This window comes from Bradyrhizobium sp. USDA 241 (assembly GCF_049739505.1).
GTDB classification, from domain to species: domain Bacteria; phylum Pseudomonadota; class Alphaproteobacteria; order Rhizobiales; family Xanthobacteraceae; genus Bradyrhizobium; species Bradyrhizobium liaoningense.
In genome coordinates, this window is the sequence record NZ_JBMGPZ010000002.1 from 1,404,565 (window position 1) to 1,420,680 (window position 16,116).

At 61.8% G+C, this 16,116-nt stretch carries 16 protein-coding genes; all 16 read right to left on the reverse strand.

The genetic code is table 11. The features are described from left to right. Positions 1–56: 56 nt before the first annotated feature. On the reverse strand, positions 57–1,793 hold the full coding sequence (locus ABIF91_RS07800; RefSeq protein WP_424578955.1) for a hypothetical protein: 1,737 nt from the start codon (positions 1,791–1,793) through the stop codon (positions 57–59). A gap of 50 nt (positions 1,794–1,843) precedes the next feature. Next, on the reverse strand, positions 1,844–3,727 hold the full coding sequence (locus ABIF91_RS07805; protein WP_424578956.1) for a phage tail tape measure protein: 1,884 nt from the start codon (positions 3,725–3,727) through the stop codon (positions 1,844–1,846). 192 nt (positions 3,728–3,919) lie between these two features. Then, complete coding sequence (locus ABIF91_RS07810; RefSeq protein ID WP_424578957.1) at positions 3,920–4,192, reverse strand: phage tail assembly protein; 273 nt, start codon at positions 4,190–4,192, stop codon at positions 3,920–3,922. A gap of 87 nt (positions 4,193–4,279) precedes the next feature. Continuing rightward, positions 4,280–4,810 (reverse strand): phage major tail tube protein, encoded by a 531-nt coding sequence (locus ABIF91_RS07815; RefSeq protein WP_424578958.1) that lies wholly within the window; start codon positions 4,808–4,810, stop codon positions 4,280–4,282. 169 nt (positions 4,811–4,979) lie between these two features. Continuing rightward, a protein-coding gene (locus ABIF91_RS07820; RefSeq protein ID WP_129557670.1) for an IS3-like element ISRj2 family transposase occupies positions 4,980–6,109 on the reverse strand; the annotation gives its coding sequence in 2 pieces (ribosomal slippage) (positions 4,980–5,857 and positions 5,857–6,109; 1,131 coding nt in all). A gap of 165 nt (positions 6,110–6,274) precedes the next feature. Next, complete coding sequence (locus ABIF91_RS07825) at positions 6,275–7,711, reverse strand: phage tail sheath subtilisin-like domain-containing protein (RefSeq protein ID WP_424578959.1); 1,437 nt, start codon at positions 7,709–7,711, stop codon at positions 6,275–6,277. 67 nt (positions 7,712–7,778) lie between these two features. Next, positions 7,779–8,201, reverse strand: coding sequence for a hypothetical protein (locus ABIF91_RS07830; protein ID WP_424578960.1), 423 nt, complete (start codon positions 8,199–8,201; stop codon positions 7,779–7,781). A 1-nt stretch (position 8,202) separates the two neighbouring features. Next, positions 8,203–8,934: a hypothetical protein gene (locus tag ABIF91_RS07835; protein WP_424578961.1), complete on the reverse strand. Its 732-nt coding sequence runs from the start codon at positions 8,932–8,934 to the stop codon at positions 8,203–8,205. Beyond that, complete coding sequence (locus ABIF91_RS07840) at positions 8,918–10,177, reverse strand: radical SAM protein (protein WP_424578962.1); 1,260 nt, start codon at positions 10,175–10,177, stop codon at positions 8,918–8,920. Before ABIF91_RS07840 ends, ABIF91_RS07835 begins: the two co-directional genes overlap by 17 nt. Before the next feature lie 13 nt (positions 10,178–10,190). Further along, positions 10,191–10,826, reverse strand: coding sequence for a hypothetical protein (locus tag ABIF91_RS07845; protein WP_424578963.1), 636 nt, complete (start codon positions 10,824–10,826; stop codon positions 10,191–10,193). Between the two features lie 10 nt (positions 10,827–10,836). Beyond that, positions 10,837–11,382: a hypothetical protein gene (locus ABIF91_RS07850; RefSeq protein ID WP_424578964.1), complete on the reverse strand. Its 546-nt coding sequence runs from the start codon at positions 11,380–11,382 to the stop codon at positions 10,837–10,839. A gap of 2 nt (positions 11,383–11,384) precedes the next feature. Then, positions 11,385–11,705 (reverse strand): hypothetical protein, encoded by a 321-nt coding sequence (locus tag ABIF91_RS07855; protein ID WP_424578965.1) that lies wholly within the window; start codon positions 11,703–11,705, stop codon positions 11,385–11,387. Positions 11,706–11,711: 6 nt separating this feature from the next. Beyond that, complete coding sequence (locus ABIF91_RS07860; protein WP_424578966.1) at positions 11,712–11,945, reverse strand: hypothetical protein; 234 nt, start codon at positions 11,943–11,945, stop codon at positions 11,712–11,714. A gap of 3 nt (positions 11,946–11,948) precedes the next feature. Next, the gene (locus tag ABIF91_RS07865; RefSeq protein ID WP_424578967.1) at positions 11,949–13,610 is read right to left on the reverse strand and encodes a tail fiber domain-containing protein; all 1,662 of its coding nucleotides are present in this window, start codon (positions 13,608–13,610) and stop codon (positions 11,949–11,951) included. Between the two features lie 4 nt (positions 13,611–13,614). After that, positions 13,615–13,830 (reverse strand): hypothetical protein, encoded by a 216-nt coding sequence (locus tag ABIF91_RS07870; RefSeq protein ID WP_424578968.1) that lies wholly within the window; start codon positions 13,828–13,830, stop codon positions 13,615–13,617. A gap of 22 nt (positions 13,831–13,852) precedes the next feature. Further along, a complete protein-coding gene (locus tag ABIF91_RS07875; RefSeq protein ID WP_424578969.1) occupies positions 13,853–16,108 on the reverse strand; it encodes a hypothetical protein in 2,256 nt (751 codons plus the stop codon). Between the last annotated feature and the right edge of the window lie 8 nt (positions 16,109–16,116).

The following is a 16,116-nucleotide window of genomic DNA, read 5'->3' on the forward strand; positions in this document are numbered from 1 at the left end:
AATCCTCTCATCTGAATTGAAGGGGAAGCCCGGCCCCCGTAGGGGCCGGGATAGTCTTAGGTATATTCGGACTCGCTGTCGTGAGCGCGCCAGTTCATCGACTCGTCGATGCGGCGCTGGACCAGCGTTGCGAGCGCGTTCGGGTCCTGGGCTCCGTTGATGTGGATCGCGACGTTGCCAGGGACGCGAGCGTCACCAGCACCGGCACCTCCCATCGGCGACATGGCCGGCGGCGGGACGTTCCTGATCGCGTCCGAGGATGCCGGAACACCTCCGATCGGAGAGTCGCTGCTGCCGCGGATACCCTGCTCGATGAACCTGCGATAGGCTTCCGAGCCGGCGTGGCCGGACTTGCCGCCCCACTTGCCTGCGCCCCAGTCGAGGAACTCGTTGCCGCCGATCTTGAGCATCTCCCGGCCGCGGCCTTCGCGCAACGATCCGTTGGGATCGGTGGGCAAGCCTTGGTCGGTGAAGCCGCCGATGCGGTGGCTGCCTGCGAGAGCCGCCCTGGTGTAGGCGTTGTACTGCTCAAGCAGCTTCGGATTCCGTTGGAGCTTGGCGATTGCAGGTCCAAGTTCACCTCGACGGACGGGTCCGTAGAAGCTCTTCGGGTTGATCCTGCCATCGGCGCTGTAGCCGAGCGCCTGTCGGAGCGTCCAACCACGCATGTCTGCGCGGTTCATCATGCTCTCGATGGTAGCGCCCTTGCTGGCACCCTCGGTCATCTGCATGGCCGCGAGGTGAGTCATCAACGTCGGATCGTTCTTGATCTCCTCATCGAACTTGGACCGACGCGCAGCGAGGAAAGCGTTGCCGCTGAGGCCCTGGCCGACGCTCATGTCGCCTGCGCCGCCCGAAGGCACCGCGATTGACCCCAAGCTGTCGCCAGCACCGCTGCCGCGATTGCGGATGATGCTGCCGCTCCGGCCGACACCGAAGCTGGGCAACGTTCCACCTGGCGTGCTCTTGAACAGGTCGTAAGCGCCACCGCCACCAGCCGACAGCGATGACGGAACGGAGGCGATGACGCCACCGCCGCCCGATCCAGTGCCGAGACGCGAGAAGCTACCCATCGGCGAAGAGATGAACGCCGCGCGCTCGACGTTGCCGCCGAACTTCTTCAGCTGCTCGGCGAGGTCATCGACCTGGCTGCGGCGACGACCGGAGAAGTCGGTCGCTCCCGAGTAGGAGCTACGGTGCAGCAGCGAGGGGTCGAGCCCCTCGACAGTCGGCAGGCCGTTACGCCGCATCTGCTTCTGGATCTCGTAAGCGCCGCGATCCTTGTCGTTCTTCAGACGCTCGGATCGATAGAGATCCTGGAGAGCATTCTGGTCCTTGATGGACTGGTTGTTCTCGCCATTCGGGCCGAAGATCTTGCTTCCGAGCCACCAGCCACCGCCCCACGCGCCCAGACGGCCGAGGAGGCCGAGACGGCTACCAGCGCCAGCTGCACCGGCAGCGCCGGCAGCACCAGCAGCGCCGCCACCGAACCACCCGGCAGCCGACATGGTTGCCAGTGCAGCGGCGATGGACGTGATGGTGGTTGCGAATGCGGTGAGCACGCCGATGACCGGGGACAGGAGCCCCAGGGCGGCGACGAGCGCGACGATTTCGCCGACGAACTTGCCGACAGCTTCAGGATCGGAGGAGTTCTTGCCGAACATCCCCATGATCGCCTTGCCGACCGACATGACCGAGTCGAAGACCGCCTTGATGCCTTCGGCGAAGCCCTTCGCGGAAGCCTTGAAGCTCTCCACCGCGCCGGCACTGCCCTGTCCGGGCTTGCCGAACATGGACTCGAGCAGGTCGCGGAACGAGCCAGGCCGGCCGAGGAAGCCTTCGGTCAGGCCTTGCAGGATGGCTTTGAACCGATCCTTGAGGCCCGAAGTGCCGACCGCCTTGTACCAGTCAGCAACCCAGTTGCTGAACTCCTCGATAAAGACGGCTTAAGCGTGTCGCCCAGCTCATCCTTGATGATGGTCCAGACCGCCTTCACGCGGGATAGGAAGTAATCCAAGCTCCGCATGTATTCGGTCATCGTGTGGCTGAGGAAGTCGTTGTCAGCTGTCTGGCCAGACGCTTCCTTCACGAACTTCTGCGCCTCATCCATCATCTTGGGAGACGAGATTAGGTTGGCGAGGATACGACCGAACTCCTGACCGAAGATTTCATCCATGCCCTGAATGCGCTTCAGCGGATCGCTGATCTTGCCGAACGACTTGATCAGGTTGAACAGCTCGGTGTTCGGGTTCTTTCGGACCTTGTCCTCGATGTCCTTGTACGAGCCGTAGCCGAGCTGGCCCGGCAACGCGAGGAACTCGCGGTCTTCCTTGGAGCGATTGCTCTTGTGGCGGATCGCGTCAGCCCGGTTGGTCAGCCCAGCGATGCGCTCGTTGTAGTGCTGGAGCGCACGCGAAGCCTGCGAACCCTGAGCACCGGCCATGATCGCCGCCGCACCGAACGCCAGCGTCGACTCCTGGTTCATGCCGAGCATGGCACCGGAGCCCATGCCGGTTCGCATGAAGCTGATCATCTGGTCGGGACGAGCGTTGGTCTTGGCCGCCAGATAGGCGGTGATGTTGCCGAGCTTGCGGATCGGATTGATCGAGTCGGTGCCCATACGTCCGGCACCGATTTCCTGCGCGATGGCGTAGCCCATACCTTCGAGGGCCTGGTCCTGCTCGATGCCGAAGGCCTTCGAGAGCGCCATGACCATTTCGGAAGTCTGAGCCGCCAGGTTTTCCGGGACACCGGCCTTGGCCGCTTCCACGGCGCCGGTCATCAGCTTCGCCGGATTCTCACCCAGCTCTACAGCCTTGGGCAGAGCCCATTCGTCGCGGAGCTTTCGGGCGTCGGTGCTCTGCATGTTGATGCGAGCGTTCATCTCCGCCCGATCGAGGTCGTTGGCCGACGCGATGGCCGAATGGCCACCCATGACCAAGCCTCCGATGCCAACGGCTGCGGCGAGACCGCCACGACCGCCTGGACTCCAGGGGCTTACGGCGTTGCCGACGCGGCTGATACTGCGGAAGACAGCGCGACGAGCCCTGACCATGTTCTCCATGTGAACGCGCTGCTCGCGCTCACGCATACGCATTTGGCGGCGCTCTTCTCTGGCTGCTTCCTCAGCGCGCCGCCTCGCCTCACGCTCCTGCCTTTGAGCCTCTCGGAGCTGGGCCTTCGCTTCCTTGTCCTGCGCTCTCTGCCTGACGCGGGCCTGCGCTTCCTCACGCTTCTGGCGCATCAAACCGTAGCGGGCCTCCGCAGCATCGCGCCGCTCGACGGACCGCAGGTAGCGCTCGTGCTCGCCCTGATAGACGTACCGGAACGCGCGGGCGTATCCGATGTCTTCCTTGAGCTGGCGGGCGAGAGCCTTCTTCTTGTTGCCGGTCGCCTTATCGAAGGCCTTGACCGTGTCGTTGATCTGGTTGGTGACATCGACCCACGTGTCGGTCGTCAGTTGACCGATGCGCTTCTGCTCTCGCGCCCAAGCCATCTGGTCGCGGGTGAGTCTGTTGAATTTCTTGCCGGTCTGGCCGAGGGAGGCCTGGACATCGCCGAGCGTCTTCGGGTCGATGATCGATCCCCGGAGCGGGTTGGCAAAGGATTTCTTGAGGTTGTTGACCTGCTTCTCGAACCGCTTGATGTCCTCGACGACGCGGCGCAGTTCGGGAGAGAGGTCGTTTTCTAGGCCTACCTTTGCCTTGATGTCGAGATTGTCGGACACAAACCGCTCCCTGTGGAATCAAAAAAGAAGCTCGGGGCTATTTCCCGCCCCGAGCCTTTGCCGCTATTTCAGCGTCTCGCTTGTTGAGTTCTGCGACACCGTCTGCCACCAGACAGAAGTCGAAGAACTCCATGTTCTCCACCGCTTCGAGGGTCCATCCGAACCGCTCGAAGATCGGGAAAGCGTCAGGGATTATTCGTCCGATGCGCTCAGCATGGGTTTCAAAAAACCCTCGAACCAGTGCTTCATCGGAGCGAAGTCCTCGATGTCGATCTCGGCGATGACCTTCTCGTCGATCTCGCAGAGGTCAGCGAGCACCTTCTCCATCGCGCCGACGCCGTCCTTGTCGACGTTCTTGATGAAGTTGCGGAGGTCACGCACCTTCGGCCGGCGGGGCGTGAACTTGTTGTAGCTCGCGCCGCGATACTCGAAGGGATGTTTCAGTTCGAAAAGGTTCTCAGTCATGGGTTTGCACACCTATGTTGTGGGGTAAAAGAAAAGGCCCCGCCGGGATGGCGAGGCCTCAGGTTGGTTGGCGTGTGGGGTCAGGGCTTAGTAGGTGAAGCCCAGGAGGCGCCGCGCATTCGCGCTGCGATCGGTGCCGCCGATGTTGGTGACCTTGTTGAAGACGTCGATCTCGATGACCGGATCGTTGTCGCCGTCGATGTACTGGGCGTAGTAGTTCGCCACGAGGCTGATGGTCATTTCGACCTTCTTGCCTGCGGAGACCTTGCCCGGCTTGACGGACTTGATCAGCGAGCTGGTCGTGATGATCAGACCCTTCTCAGCACCGCCCGGAGTGATCAGGTAGCCGCGGAAGGTCACGGGCACGTCGAGCGAGCCAGGGCCGTAGCCGAGGTTCTGCCAGACCTGTTCGTCCCAGGTGTGGAGCTGGAAGTCGAACTCGATCTTTTCGACGCCGAACGGGATTTCGACCGTGCCGTCCATGCCGCCACCGCGGAACTCTTCGACCGCGATGTTTATTTCCGGGGGCTGAAACTCGGGGGCCTCGCCGATCTTGCCCACGTCTTGGATCCAGACCGTGAAGTCCTGGAAAATGTTGGAGTCGCGAAGGTTAGCCATAGATGTCTCCAGCCAAGCCAGAGAGAGCTGGCCCCGGTTGTTTGGACAGCGCCCCGCTGGATTTAAGTGGATTCCTGCCGGGTTATGCTGAACGCGGGGCTTTACGGTTTTGTCGTTGCGTCGGGAGGGCGTAGCCCGACCAGAGCGACGACAAAACCGTCGGCGACGGTCATGCGGCCATCACCATAGCTTGCGTGCCGAAGTAAGCCTCGTCAGGCGTGCGCCCGTCAAGGCTCGAGTGAGGGCGTCCCTGATTGTAGAAGGCCAGATACTTGGCAATTGACGCTCGCGCCTCGGACACGCTGTCGTAGGCGCGGAGATATACTTCTTCGTATTTGACCGTGCGCCAGAGCCGCTCGACAAACACGTTGTCGCGCCAGGCGCCCTTGCCGTCCATGCTGATGGCGATCTTCGCGTCCAGCAGCACATCGGTGAACTCGAGGCTGGTGAACTGGCTGCCCTGATCCGTGTTGAAAATCTCGGGCCTGCCGTGCTTCGCCAACGCCTCCTGGACCGCTTCGACGCAGAAGGCCGCCTCCATTGTGATCGAGACGCGATGGGCCAGGACCCGTCGGCTGAACACATCGACGACCGCCGCGAGATAGACGAAGCCACGCCGCATCGGAATGTAGGTGATGTCCATTGCCCACGCATGGTCGGGCCGCTCGATCTTCAATCCGCGCAACAGGTACGGGTAGATCTTGTGACCCGGAGCCGGCTTGCTCGTGTTCGGGCGACGATAGACCGCCTCGATCCCCATGCGCTTCATCAGCGTCGCGATGTGGCGGCGACCGGCGTATACGCCCTCCCGCCGCAGCAACGATCGCAGCATACGCGCTCCCGCGAAGGGATAATCGAGATGCAGCTCATCGAGCCGACGCATCAAGGCAAGGTCCTCGGCCGAAACTGGCCGAGGTTCATAGTAGACCGTGCTGCGAGCCAGCTTCAGGACCTTCGCCTGGCGCACGATAGAAAGATCATGATCGCGGTCGATCATCGCTTTGCGCTCAGCAGGCCCGCCTTGGTGAGCGCGCCGGACAAAAAATCGTTTTCCAACGCCAGCTCGCCGATCTTGGCATGTAACGCCTTCAAATCGACCGGCGTCTCGGCCGATGTCTTGTCATGCCCAAACACGCCGGCGGCGCCTTCCAGGAGCTGGTTTTTCCAGATCGTGATCTGGTTCGGATGAACATCAAACAGTTGCGCCAGCTCCGCCAGTGTCTTGTCGCCTTTGACCGCAGCCAAAGCAACCTTCGCCTTGAATGCCGGAGAATGCGTCCGGCGGCTCTTCTTCGTCATCTTCGCTCCTGATTCGCAGCAAGAATCCTCGCCGCTGTCAGGCAGAAAATCCACTCAAGCTACTGTCCGAATTTGCGGGGCCAGCTCTGAGCGCGCCCGGCCCCGTAGGACCGAGCGGCTCGTGACTAGCTCTTGGTTTTGGTGGTGGTTGTTGGTGACCAGCGCTTAGGCGTTGGTGATCGCCCGCGCGAACTCCTCGATGAAGTCCGTGTAGTACTGCGGGTTGCGGCGAGCGCGGAACTGGAGGTGCTCCAAGCAGGCCGGGGGCTCGAGATCGAAGTCGACAGTCAGTTCGCCCGCAGCGAAGGTCGCCGGGGTGTTGACGGTCGGATCGAGCCAGCACTTGCCGCCGATCAGCGCGCCGCGCGAGCGGAGCAGACGGAGGTAAGAGTTGACGTCGCCCTGGATGCCGGAGAGCAGCTGGTAGCTGAACGGCTTGTCGAGGCGGGAACGCTCAGCGCGCTCCAGGCTCTCGTAGACCATGTCCGCGGTGCGGCGAACCGAGAGCTGCGCCCAGAGCGGGTCAGTGCCGGTGCCACGCAGACCCCAGAACCGGAAGCCATCATCGTGGATGATGGTCGTGACCTGGTTGGAGTTCAGCATGTTCGCTTCGCAGTCGCGGTCGTTCGGCATGAAGTCGACCGGACGGCCTGGGCCACCGATGTTCTGGATGACCTCGTTCGAAAACGAGTACCAGAAGCCCTTCTCCTCATCGATTCGCGCCTGGATGCCGGCCGCGTAGGCCGAAGCAGGCTTCGTCACGTAGATGGAGTTCTCGGTATCCCAGCTCAGAACGCCGGGGTCGACGATCAAGATGCGCTGGCTGCCATAGTCGTTGCGGTACTCGACCGCATCGTCGTAGTTGGTGCCCGGACCGTCCAGAAACGCCACCGCGCGGAGGCGATCGACGATCGAGGCGAGCGACACGCCAACCGGGTTGGCGACGTGGCCGAGGGTCGCGGTGACCGCAGCGCCCGTGCCGGCGCCCGTGACGGTCACAGCCGGAGCAGCTCCGGTATAGCCGTAGCCCGGGTCGGTGATGATCGCGCCGGTCAGCTTGCCGCCGACCACCTGGGGCACGGCCTTCGCCTGACGGCCACCCGCCGGGGGAGCGGCGATGTTGATGGACGTGGTGGCGAGGACGTAGCCGTCGCCATCGTCGCCGATGACGAGGTTCTTCACACCGTTGGTCGGCCGACCGCTGGTGAGGCCCGGAGCGACGAGCAGCTTCGGGATGACCTGAAGCATCGGGCGCGCCTTGAGCAGCGACCAGACGCCGGTCTTGCCGGTCGGCGAACCGACAGCGTTCGACCAGGTCTCTTCCTGGCTCACGCCTTCGGCAACGCGGACCACGACGACGACAGCCGACTTCTGGCTGAAGATTGCGTCCACGCCATCGAGCAGCGTACCGGCGCTCTTGAGCTGGCCGGCCTTGAGCGCGTCAGAGAACACAGCCACCGGAGTATTGAGCGGGAAGATATCCGGGTCTGCGTCGGGCGCCGTACCGACCAAGCCGATCACGTTCGACTTGACGGTCTCGACCGGGCCGGAGGGGCTATCGAGTTCGATCGTCTCGATGCCGTGGAGATATTGAACAGTCACGTAGTTGCTCCCAAACAAAAAAGCCGCCCGGAAGGGGCGGCTGGAAGGGTGGAGTTGTTGGCGGTGGTTACGGTCGCTGGATCAGCGGATAGTGAGTCCACTTCTCCTGGCCGGGCACGATTGTGATGCCGGCGTCGACCGCGATTGAGCCTGCGACGAGGCGGTAGATGCCATCGCCAGCGACGAGGACGATGTCATAGACGTAGGAGCTGGGAGGGACCTGGCCGGCGTCGGCCTGCTTCACTCTCAGTCCAAACTTGCCGGCGTCCTGGTCGATGACCAAGAGCCGACCGTTGTCGGTTGAACACATGATGGCGATGTCGCCCGTCACAGTGTCCTGGAGCTGCATGTACAGCTTCCAGCCCGACTGGATCGGCACGATGACGCCATCGTTTTTGATCTGCCAATCACGAGTCCAATCCTCGTTAGTGGCAGCTCGGAAAGAGTCTTCGAGAACGTCGGGCGGTCCCGAAGCAAGGACGGTTTCCATTTCAGAGCCCTGTCAGTATCGGCCCCTCGTAGCGCTCGACCGCCTTCGACACGATGTCGAATGTCTTCCTCATCCTGAGGTCCAGCGTCAGCATGATGGAGTAGCGGTCTTCGGTCGCGGACCTGTTGAATACGTTGTGGTAGTGGGCGGCGTTGAAGGACCAGGCCTCACCTTCTGGATAGTTGCGCTTGTGAATATCGATGCCGGCTGAGTAATCGCTCAACTCGTAGACCGACGTCTCGATGACCTCGTAGCTGACCTGAGGGTTCGACCTGATCGGAACATGAACGACCACCTCGTACCAGTTCGGGCGCATCGTCCCGTTCCTGATCCCAGCGATCATCGAAATTTCCGATCCGTGTCGATGCCAGGGAAAGCTTCCGCCAGCCCTTACGCACATCAGCCTGACACGCTGTCCCTCTCCACCAAGCTCGGTGACCACATCCTTGATGTAGGGGCACTCCTCGGCGATAGGCGTCCACCTCGAGTCTGTCCTGGATGCGTATTCCTCCTCGGTCAGATCGTCGTGGACGGAGCCGCCCGGCGAGATCAGAGACAGGCCGTGCCAGAACTTCGCAAGATGCTTCGTGTGTCGGCTCTTGGACCGAAACGGCACGAACAAAGCCGGGTCGATCGAGTTCAGCTCGGATTGGAGCTGATGCACGTCGAACGACCTGAGGTACAGGTGCGGGATGTTGGCCAGCTTTTGAGCCAGATCAACGAACTTCGACATCTCGATCCTTCTTCAGTTTCGGCCTGACGATGTCACCGCTGAAGCCGACCATCCATCGTCCGGTTAGGATAAAGAGAGCAGCCCTGAAGAAGGCCAGGTTGTAGTAGAACTCAGCGTTGCAGCTGTGCGTCCAGTTATCTCCGCCCTGGTACATGCAGGCGCCCTGGCAAAGCTGCAGCACGGGGCAGCTCTGGCATTCCGGCCGCTTGCTCCAGTGCTTGGAGGTGTTGAGCGCGATGTTCTCGAAATCGTCGACGTGCCCGATCTTGTGATTGCCGTTGGCGCCCACGTTCTGGCAGGTCATCACGTTGCCCTTCAGGTCGACCGCCAGATACTCCGGCATATCCATGCCGCACTTCTGGAACAGCGACTCCGAGGAGCGCTCGTTGACCATCGAGCTGACCGCACGCTTCAGCTTGTCATGAATGGCCGGCGAACGCAGCGCAGATCCGTCAGTCAGCTGGCGGGACAGCAAATCGCTGAACTGGCCCAACTGATCGATCGAGAAAATCGATGACGGATCGCTGGCGTAGCTGTGAACGACGCCTTCAAATCCGACGTTACAGCCCGGGAAGTAATCCTCGAACCAGTCGATGATGGCGTTGACGTCATGACTTGCAGGCGTCAGCACCGCGTTGAATGAAAACCGCGGATGGAAGGTCCGGTAGGCATACTGAATGAACGCGAACTTGTTCGGGTCTTCGAAGGGGTCATCGCCGCGCACCTGCTGGCCTGGACCATCGTGGCTGATGGCCATGGAGAAATTCCAGGCCTTGAGCTGATCGACAATCTCCCGCGTGAGCAGCGTGCCGTTCGTGATGATCGAGAACCTCGAGTTCGGGAACTTTTCGATCAGCGCCGGAGCCAGGATCTCGATCTTCTTCCAGTAGAGCAGCGGCTCTCCGCCCCAGAACTCCAGCTTCTCCATCCCCTCCGGATCGGCGATCCAGCTGTCGATGTTGGCGAGAAACTCGCTCGCGTCCCTTGTCGAGGACGCCGCAGCCTTGTGGATCTGAGCCGCCTGGAGACAGTAGGCGCAGGAATAGTTGCAGCCGAGGCCGAGCTGGATCTTCAGCTTCTTGACCTGGCGCACCTTGCGGCCTGGCTGATCGTAGTCCACCGCGATGAACGGCCGGGCCTGCACGGGCTCGGGGTCGTAGAGCGGGTTGTTGGTGAAGTCGACGGCCTGAAATCCGTCTTGGTCGAGCAGACGTGAGGTGTGCTGGTCATAGAACAGAGGCACGACCTCTCCGTCCCTACTCAGCATTTCCAGTCGGATCATTTGCACTTTCGAGTTCGAGGTAGGCCAGCAGCGGCAGTGGGTCGGAGAACCGGTAGATCGCCGTTGCATCGTCGAACGGCGACCAGCTGACCCTCCGGTACTCGGGCGGCGGCTGCTCGCCCGCCCGGATGAAGTAGACCTTTTCCCGCTGGTACTGGGTCAGCATGCAGTTTGGGTGAGCCGAGATATGCCGGTCTTCCTTGCCAGCGAAGAGCCTGCACCAGAAGCTTTCGACTCCTTCGGACCAGAAGAAACCGATGCCCCAGTTCACGAGATCGACGGCGGCATCCGACCAGACTGCGCCATCGCGGCGCGGCAGGTCTGCATCCGGGTCCTCGATCACGGTTCGGATGGTGATGTTGATGGGGTCAGCCCAGCGAGTGCAGTTGACCCAGGCGACGAGCTTGCCGGCGTCGTCGAAGTAGCCCCAGAAGTTCGACATCGCGTGCTCAAAGCAAAGATCCACATGGTCCTTCGCGAGCTGGCGGAAGTTCTGCCTCTCTGGGGCAGTCCGATCGTTGCACCAGGCGCCCATTCCGCTGCTATGCTTGTCGATGATGTCGCACATGTCGCCGAAGTCAGCAGGCGTCAAAAAGCGGATCGTGGGCATTGTGCTCCTTTCAGCACCAGAGCTTGGCGCCCATCACCGGCTCGGTGATCTTGGCCGTGTAAGGCTTGGTGATCTCCAGCATCGTTGGGCCGACGAAGGTTTGGCCGGCCAGCTCGATGGAGCCCTCCGCGATGTAGATGAATTGGTTCGGCAGCATCTCGAACGTGTCGCCGGACTTGCCGGAGACGAATGAGCGCTCCCAGAACACGGGCGTTTTGCTCTTAGGGGTGATGCAGTGATATTCGCTACCTTCCGCGGTAGAGCGGAGGCGATAGTTGTCGATGCCCCTCACGAACTGAGTGGCGCCGCTGCCAGCGGGCCGCGGGTCCGGCGCGTGATCGCCGCCGAGGGCCTCGAAGCCGCCCTTGGTGTAGACCGGGATCGTGTGGAGCGGCCGGGCGTCATCCTTCCCTTCGAGCAGATGGGCGATTGCCGGAGCGTCGGCAGCGGTCATGCCTCGCGTCAATTCGGACGGCGGGCAGATGCGCTCCTCGCCGGCATGCGCCGTGAAGATCGTGACGGTGAAGTTCTCAAAACGGATGCGCCTGAACTGCATCGCTACACCTTTGGGGTTTCCATGGGCAGACCGACCGGATCTTCCATTGGACGATCGATGCGGTGCGTGAATTGTCCTTCCATTGACGCGGGAGCCAGAGCTGCATCCCGCGCCAATATTTCGAGGTATCTCGCGTGGAAGGTTTGCGAGGGGAACTGCATGACGATGGCGCCGCGCTGTTCCTCGGCCGAATGGTTCAGCGGGATGAAGACCTTCTTGACCAGGCTGCCGAGCGTCTCGTGCCGGTATTCGACCAGAGCCCACCCATCAGGGCTGCAATGGTTGACTCGGTAGCTGAAGATGCTGCTCGGCGCCTTGGTCATTGATCCTCACTTACTGCACGCGCAATTGCAGTCGCAGGCGCAGTTCCATTCGTCGTGGTTCGATTTCCCGTAGAACAGGGACATCGGGAAGTTCGAGCCGGGGAAAGTCCCAGAGAGCACGCCCCAGGTCGAATCGTAGTAGTAGTAGACCCGGCCGACGTAGCTGCTCATCGCGATGCCGTAGCCGAAGACGGAGTTGACGGTCGAGAAGGCGACCGCTCCTGATGCAGGAACGGCCATCTCTTAGACCCCCAGCTTCGCTTCGAGCTTAGCGAGACGATCCTCCAACGAGTCGTTCCTGCGTTTCAGCGCCTTGATGGCCTCAACGAACAGGCCGGCGGTCTGCTCGTACTGGATCGACAGGTAGTTCTCGCCGGACTTGCTCTTCAGGTTCTTGTCCGAATCGAACGGAGCGAGACAGACGGCTTCCGGCAAGACCTTCTTGAGCTGCTGCGCCAACAGACCGGACTTGCGCCCGTCCTGCTTGGGTGCGCCGACAGCACGCGCAAGGTCATTCTGAAGCCACGTCACGCCGTCGAGCTGCTCGATCTTCTCCAGCGCATCTTCGATGATCTGGATGTCGTCCTTCAGACGTTCATCCGACAGCCCGTAGATGATGTCGCCTGATGCGCGAACCTGCCCGGCTACAGCCGTGGTCGCAGCGCCAAAACCGCCAGGCGTGTAGATCAGACCACCAGCGCCGATGGCCAATCGATACGTCGCACCGTCCGACCAACCACCAAACCTGAACCAGTTGTCACCATCCAAACCAACCTGCAGCGCATAACCGCCGCGATGGAAGCTCATGAACGCCGCCCCACCATCAGTACAGTAGACCGTGAGTCCGCTATACGTCGATGAGTTGAAGCTGTAGGTCTGTCCAGAGTTGTACTGGAAGATGTGCTTGCCAGTCCAAGTCGGCGCGATTGCCGGATCGATCGCGGGAGCCGCGTCCGACCGCATGTAGGTCACGGCCGAGCCATTGACCGCCGTCATTCCGGACTTGCTGGTCGGGTTGGCGAAGGTGACGCCCAGGTTGATGCGAGCCTGAGCCTTGTCGGCCAGGTCGTTCAGGTTCATGCTCGCGGTGAGCTTGCCCGAAACCGTGGTCGTCAGGGCGGCAAAGCCACTCTCGTCCGACTGCATCTGCGCCACGATTTCCTGGAGCGTGTCCAGGGTCGAGGGCGCGGTACCAACCAGTGCCTGGATCTTGCCGTCCACATACGTCTTGAGGGCGTAGTTGGTCGGATCCCAGGTGCCGGCGTTGGCTGCCGAGTTTGCCGCGGCGATAGCGGATTGAGCCGCCGCGTTGCGATCCGTGCCAGTCTGGATGCGATCGAGACCGGTCTGCACACGATCGGCCGCGGTCGCAGCCTTGGCCGTATTCGCTTGGTTGCGAGCCGCATCGATCTCAGCGAAGTAGGCCATGGCAGCGATAGTGCTCGCCGCGCAAGCGCCAATCTGCCAGTCCGTGTGAGGACCGGGATTGCCGCTGATAGATTTGACCTTCACCATCAGGGTGCCGGTAGCCGCCTCATACGAGATCAGCTGGGCGATGGCCCAGTCATCAACAGTCGAGGATCGGGTCAGCGCCAGGAACGGCGTCGGGGTGAAGAGAGACTTTTCCGTTTCGTCGTCGATGACGAAGGTCGCGGTCATCTCATCGGTGAGAGTGACTTCGCTGGACGAGCCAGCGAATAGGAAGCCGAGCGTGGACAACAGCTGGATGCGATTGTACGCCGGCAGAATGGCGTCGTTCAGACGAGAGAGTCCGACGTCACGCAGATCGTTGACCGCCTGCTGCCACGAGGGGGTGAAGGGTTCGAGAGCGCGGAGGCGCTGATCCAGCACCTCCATCGCCGCGTTCAGTCGATCAGCCGTGAAGTCTTCGTCTTCGTCGAACACAAGCTCAGGAAAGTTGCTTGACATCGGCAACCACCCCCGCAGCATCCATCGCGTCGTAGATGGTCTTATCCACGATGTGATGATCTCTCGGCAGGTAATTGAAGTCGAGCCAGTTGAACCGCGCGTTCAGCTTCACATCGTAATAGAGGGGAGCAGCCGGCGCAGCAGCGGGCTCAACCGCGACCACCTCGGGGGTGGCCGCGTTCGGTGCATCGGTCATATGGTGTTGTCCTTCTGCCGTCTTAGACGGCGTAGTCCCTCTGCCAGGCGACGTGGAAGACGCGCTGGTTGCTCGACGTGTCGAGCCGGGTCAGTTTGCGGAACTGCGTGATCGAGGCGCCGAGGTTGAACACGTAGGTTCGCTCATAGGCGCCATCGGTCGGGTCGATCCAGGTGGAGACGCTGGACGGAGCCACCTGCGTTCCGAAACCCGCACCCGTCAGCAGCTTGCAGCTGGCGGTGTGATAGACCGGATCGAAGTACTCGTAGCGCTCCATGACGCGGATCTGCGTGGACGGCGCCGGCAGCGTTCGCGTCGTGGTGACGTGCTGCGCATAGACGTCCGGGCGGGACACGAAGACCGAACTATCAGCGAGGTTGATCGCCGGCATGCAGTCAACCGAGCCCATGAAGACGGCTCGCAGTGGCAGCAGCGGGGGAACCGTACCGCCCTGGCCCAGCATGTACTTGTCGACATCCAGGAAGTTGTACCACTGAGAGCCGACCTGAATCTCATAGGTGAGCGTGGTGCCATCCGGGATGACCGTGCCGGTGAGCAGGTCGATCGCGAGGATGCCGCCGGCCAACTGCAACGGGTTCAACGTGATGACCGCGCGGGCCTGGTTGAACTTGCAGCGGTAGAGCCGCATCCAGAGATCCTTGAACGCATCGCCCTGGGCGTAAGCGCCATCGAGCACGTAGAAGAACGTGCCGGAGGTGAACTGCTGGCCCGGAACCGTGGCGACCCAGTGGTCGGCAGCCGTGGTCACGACGACCGCGTAGCGCTTACCGGCCTGGAGGAAGGTCGGCTGGAACGAAACCTTCGTTTCGCCCTGAAGCACCAGTTGCTCGCGCAGCATCGTGGTCTGAGCGATGACCGCCTTGAGGTTCGGCAGACCGTAGTCTGAGACCTCGCAGATCGCGAAGTGGCACGAACCGGACGCTGCCAGACGGGTGAACCAGACGCCAACGGCGTCGAGCCACATGTTCTGGCCCTGGAGCCAGGTCTCGGCGATCTGGGTGCCCTGTACCGTGGTCGTGATCGTCACCTTCTCCCAGTAAGGCTCTTCCCAGGTGTCGATCCAGATCTGACGCAGGCGGATGAATGCGTGATACGGCGTATCCTGCGGGTTCTCCACCTCGTAGGTCTGGCCGTCGCGGAAGAACAGGCCGGCGCCGTTGTAGGTACCGGTCTGCCAGAACAGGCTGTTCGTACAGACGTAGAACTCGTCGCCGTAGCGGATGCGCTGCTTGGCCATCATCTTCTGGACCATGTCGAACGACTGGACCGAATAGGCCGCAACCTGCAGCTCGCCCGTGATGCTGCCCGACTGGAGCCAAGCTTCCCGGGTGTAGGCCGGGAACATGACGCCATTCTTGATCGTCGCGCTCGGATCGAGCGGGTTGAAGATCTGGAGTGCAGCCGCGCCTTCGGCGGCGTGCGGCATGCGGATGCCCTCTTCGACCTTCACATGCGACAGCGGGTCGGCGAGCAACGACTTCGTGGTGTCGAGGAAGAAGTTCGCGTCCGAGTCGATCGCGTTGTAGACCACGCCGTTCTTGGACTCGAGCACGGCCAGACGAACCAGCGTGCGACCCATGGTGGCTTGGTCGACGTCACCCTTCGAGCCGGAGGCCTTGAGCGCCGCGATGTCGGAGGCGAGCGTCTTGATCTGGAGACCAGCGGTCTCCTCGAAGTCTTCGAGGTCGCCGATGCGCTGCTCGTGACCCTGAACGCTCGGGAGCTGATTGTCGACGACCATCGTGATCGTATCGACACCGGTCGGCGTCAGAACGACGTTGGCGATTACAGTGTAACCGGCATCAACCAGCGGAGCGGTCGGGTCCGGAGCCTCAGTACCGAGGACGACGTTCAGGTTGGCAACGCGGGCATGGACCAGCGGCACAGCCTGCGGCTCGGCTTGGCGGGTCTCGGCGTTGATCAGGAACTGGCGCGGGCGGACGTCGGTGTCCGACTCCTGGCCCCAGGTCACGACCGAAGCGATGCGCTTGCCGGCGACCGGCAGCTGGGTGATGAAGTCCTTCGACCAGCCGGTGTCAGCCGACGCATAGACCTTGCCCGCCGAATAAAGGCGACCCGTCGCAACCGAGATCTGGGTCACGGCCGACTTGGTCACGCCGAAGCCGGTGTACTTGGTCAGGCTGCTGATGCCGTCGAGCACGACATGGTCAAGCGAAGCTTCGGCGAAGTCCTGCAACCGAGTGAAGTCGGTCGGATCATCGTCGATGTTCGCATGGAAGATGATTTTGTTTTCCACTGTTTTCT